Origin of the sequence: Candidatus Ruminimicrobium bovinum (genome assembly GCF_902760015.1) — a bacterium.
GTDB lineage: Bacteria > Elusimicrobiota > Endomicrobiia > Endomicrobiales > Endomicrobiaceae > Ruminimicrobium > Ruminimicrobium bovinum.
On record NZ_CACWEU010000065.1, the window covers coordinates 1 to 4,434 of the forward strand.

4 protein-coding genes are annotated in these 4,434 nt (G+C 32.9%); all 4 read left to right on the top strand.

Features of this window, described 5'->3' with window-relative positions; genetic code table 11:
* The first annotated feature begins 176 nt into the window (after window positions 1-176).
* The 4 genes from ACMUOV_RS02360 to ACMUOV_RS02375 all read left to right on the top strand — a co-directional run bounded on the left by ACMUOV_RS02360 (window position 177) and on the right by ACMUOV_RS02375 (window position 4,377).
* The gene (locus ACMUOV_RS02360; RefSeq protein WP_413853422.1) at window positions 177-917 is read left to right on the top strand and encodes a hypothetical protein; all 741 of its coding nucleotides are present in this window, start codon (window positions 177-179) and stop codon (window positions 915-917) included.
* Window positions 918-1,166: 249 nt separating this feature from the next.
* On the top strand, window positions 1,167-2,405 hold the full coding sequence (locus tag ACMUOV_RS02365) for a hypothetical protein (protein WP_413853424.1): 1,239 nt from the start codon (window positions 1,167-1,169) through the stop codon (window positions 2,403-2,405).
* Between the two features lies 1 nt (window position 2,406).
* Complete coding sequence (locus ACMUOV_RS02370) at window positions 2,407-3,174, top strand: hypothetical protein (RefSeq protein ID WP_413853426.1); 768 nt, start codon at window positions 2,407-2,409, stop codon at window positions 3,172-3,174.
* A gap of 24 nt (window positions 3,175-3,198) precedes the next feature.
* Window positions 3,199-4,377, top strand: a complete 1,179-nt coding sequence (locus ACMUOV_RS02375) for a gliding motility-associated C-terminal domain-containing protein (RefSeq protein ID WP_413853428.1) — start codon at window positions 3,199-3,201, stop codon at window positions 4,375-4,377.
* The last annotated feature ends 57 nt before the right edge of the window (window positions 4,378-4,434 follow it).

A 4,434-nucleotide genomic window follows, 5' to 3' on the forward strand; every position in this document is an offset into this window, starting at 1 on the left:
GAATTGCCTGTAGAAGTAAAAGAGAGTTACGGTTCACATTTTGTCGGTTTAACACTTAGATTACCATAAATAATTTTAATAAATTTTTTACTTGACAAAAAAATTTTTTTATGTTATAATTGAAAAGTATTTATGGAAGAAGTGTAATAAAAAAATAAAAAATTAAGGAGAAAAAAATGAAAAAAGTAGTAAGTTTGTTAGCAGTGTTGTTTTTGTTTGCAGGTTTGTCATTTGCAGCAACAGTAAGTACGACAACGTATGTAGGTATTGCAGATTTTAGTAATTCAGGAACGGTTGATTTTTCTTTTACATTGAAAAATGTAAGCGGTGATGCCGTAGCAAGTCAATTGAATTGGACAAGTCCTGATGCTTTTGTTGGCGGTTCGACAGTTGCTTGGGTAAGAGCAGATCAGTATGCAGTTGTAGCAGCAACGGTTACAAAAGCCGGTTTTAATGTTTATATGTATCAAACAAATAAAAATTCGTCAAATTATAAAGCTGAAACTCCAAGACATAATGCAGATAATTCCACGGTTTACAGCGGTTTGGTAAACCCTGAAAAAAAAGGTGGAGATTTTAAAGGTTATATTCCTGTAGCATTCTCTTTTGTTGGAACAAAAAATGCTAATATAACTTATGATATTAAAACTGCAACCGTATCAGCAACAAGATCCGATAAATTCTTTATGGATACGGCAGATAGTACTTATACAAAAGATGAAGGTGATTATATGAAATATACAAAAATTGCAGGTTTAGTTGGTCCTGTTTTTGCACAAGGAACAGATGGTGATTGGACAGGTTCTGATGTAGTAAATAATACTGCATATATGTATTTCTTCGGTGGTTTTGCTAATATAACAGGCGGTGAAAAATACGGAACAGATCAGTTACATATAGTTCAGGTTACAGAATAATTTAGTCTATTACTCAAGGTATGCATTGGTTTGCATACCTTGAGTTTGTGTAGTTTGTTGTTTTTGTTGTCTTTGTAAATAGTAGATTTTTTGTAATGAAGTGTTGCTTTTGTTGTTGGTTGTGTGTTGTAAATTATACATTACATTATATATTGTTGCTTTAGATTGTTTTAAGTTCTTTTTTGTTAAGTTGTATTAATGCTTTACAATTTTATTGAAAAGAATTTTATTTTTAAAGGATAACTTTAAGTGTTCAAAAAAAGTTTTGTAATATTATTCTTATCTATGCTATCAACATCTGTTGCTTTTGCAAGCAATATCGGCAGGAATTTTTATGGTGTTCTTTCCGAATCTTTATCAGGTGTTAATTTTAATGAAAGTTTACATATTGATGACAGTGTGAGGTTTTTTGCATGGGGGAATATGGGGTCATCAAATCAAACCGATAATCCTAAGGAAGGTTTAAATTATACAAGATGTGTTCCCGGCAATTCATCTTGGGGTGGCGGGGGGATAACTTTTGTTAATTCTTCTAATGCCGAAGCGGATAGAGATATGTCTGCTTATTATAATGGAGAGTTAAGACTTTCCGTTAAAATAAATAATTCAAATTGTGGTAAGTTTCCTGTAGGGATTAAAGTTAACGGTATAAATATAGCTGTTCCGTTAAGTAATTTTTCCGGTTTTGATTCTTCTAAAATAAATCAGTGGCAGGATATTTCTTTGAAATTAAACAGTAATACCAATGCTAATATAACTTCTTCAAATATGGCAAAAACATCTTTTTTACTTTTGATAGCGTATGATGAAAATGTTGTCAGTAATAATTTGGCATTGGATATAGATTATGTCCGTTGGGTAAAACCTAATGCAACAGGTGCTTTTAATGTAACTGTAAAAAAAGTTTCCGATAATACTACGGTTAATACAAGTAATATAACGTGGGCTTCAAGTAATTTTCAAACGGAATGGAAAGTTGCCGAACAATATTTAGTGTTGGATTTTGATGACGATTCTAAAAAAAATTGGGATGTGAAGTTATATGTAAATAACAGTTCTGCCACAAGAAACGGTTTGTATGCCGTTAAAGGAAAAGATGAGTTTGTTATGCCTATGTGTTGGCGTGCAAGTGAAAATGCTTTGCCTTATTCAGACGGCAGCGGAAGCCATACAACACAAATAGGTGAAGATTATGACGGAACTTATTGGTATCTTTATGATAAAGGAAACGGTGATAAAGGTTTTCGTCCGTGGTTGTATATGCAGGATTTAAAAGCTTTAAAAACGGATAAAGATAAAGATTATTCAACCGTAATGGGTTATAAAACCGGCGGATATCATGCTTATTCCGGTGAGTATGGTAGTATCTCCAACAGCGGTTATTATTCCGGAAGTAAAGTAAGTTTATATCTCGGGGCAAATTGCAAAAATACAATAGGCGGTTTAAAATATACCGGCAATATTTGTGTTGTTTTAACTTACGAATAAAATGAAAGAATTTTTTGTTGCAGGTTGTTTGGTAATATGCAGTTGTGTTCTTTTATATGCAGATTTATCAATAAGCCCGGCGGTAATAAATATCGTGGCAAATGATGAAGCGGTTTGTGAAAGTGTGTATAAAGTTTTTAATACCGCAGATACCAAAGCGATAGTTAAAATATCAATGGAAGATTGGAAGAATTCTTCTGAAAATTCAAGTGACGTTACGGTTGAAAAATGGTTGAATTTACCTAAAAACGAAATTGAAATTGAACCGAAAAGTGAAGCTGAAGTTCCTTTTAGAATAGAAACTTTTAAAGGTATGACGGGTTCTGTTTCCGGAATGGTTGTATTTTCAAGCAATAAAACCAATATGATAAATATGACAATGAAGGTTCCTATTTATATCACAATCGAAGGAACAGAAATTGCGGATTTTAAAATAGATTCTTTGAAAATCGATAAAGGACAAAATACGGGTAATTTATCTGCTACGATGGTAATTAAAAATGACGGTAATGTTCATATTAGGCATACGGGTAATATTAAATTGTATAATACCGAAACCGGAAATGTTGTAAAAGAAATAAAGATTGAAGAAAGTTTTCCGACTTACTGTGAAAGTTCAAGAGATTTTATTATAAATATTGCATCAAAAGATGAATTGAAACAAGGTTTTTATTTGGCGGTTTTTGAAGTTAAGGCATTAGGTCGTTCTGTTCATAAAGCAGTAAGGTTTGAAGTTTTAAAAAACGGGAATATTGAAATAAAAAAGTAAATTTTATAGAATATAAAGGTAATAATGAAAAAAAATAAAGTTTTCTTATCAATTTTAACGGCAGTTTTAATAACGGCTTTATTTGTGTGTGCTAAAATAGAAGCTGATACGCAGGTGATATCCGATATTTGCTATACTTTTATTGCGGAATTTCCTAAAAGTGTAGTAAATCACACTCCCATAAATTCTGTTTCTGCAAGTACTAAACTTTTAAATGCAAAAATAAATGTGGATTTCGGCTGTTATGAATCTGCAACCGCAAAAATGTTGTATTATCTTAACGGGGATTCTTCTGCGGTTCGGGAGCAAAGTGCCGGAAGTATTACGGATAAACAGGATTTCTTTATTGCGCTTCCGCAATTTTCCGAAACAGATACAAAAGTTGATTATCAAATAGAAGTTACGTTGAAAATAAGGAATGAAGAAACTAAAATGTATTATCCCGTTAAAGCGGATGAAACCCCTTATTATATAACGGCAAATATAATTCAATCTTCCAGTACGGTTATCAATGGTGCTCAGGGTGGAACTGTTTCTTTTGAATCCGGCGATCAAAGCGCAGGAGATGCAAGTGTAACTATTAATCCGGGTGCTTATGACGGAGATAAAACCATTAATATTGAAATATTGGATCCGGGGTTACTTGGTGGTTTGGCTCCAGCAAGAGCTGCCATAATACAAACAGGTTCTGCTGTAGCGCTTATAGGTGTTGATGTTGACGGTGATTATGATTTTACACTTAATACTCCTGCTCAATACGGTATTCCTTATGCTGATATGAAAGACGGAGATAAATTTATTGTTAAAAGAGGGGCATCAACCTCGGCTATCAATGAATATGTAAAGGTTACATCAATAGATTATGAAAATAAAAAAATATATGTAACTTCAAGTAAAACAGGGTATTTTGCTGCATGGATAGGAAAGGAAGTATCTAAGAATGATTACAGACCTGCAAGAAGGGTAATAGTAAAAGCAAGAGCAGAAAGCAGGGGCGATGTGTTCCAATTTAATTATTTAACCGAAGGTGACAGTGTAAAAATATATAACGTAAACGGTAAAAAAGTTAGAGAGTTGAACGGTGGTACTTTTGCATGGGACGGTAAAGATTACAGCGGGCGTTATGTAGAAAGCGGAACATATATTTATCAAATAAAAGTAGACGGTAAAGTTATAAGCGGAACGATAGCATTTGTAAAATAAAATTGCCTGTGGCAATTTTGAGGGATAGAAGTATAGAGGGATAGAAGTATAGAAGAA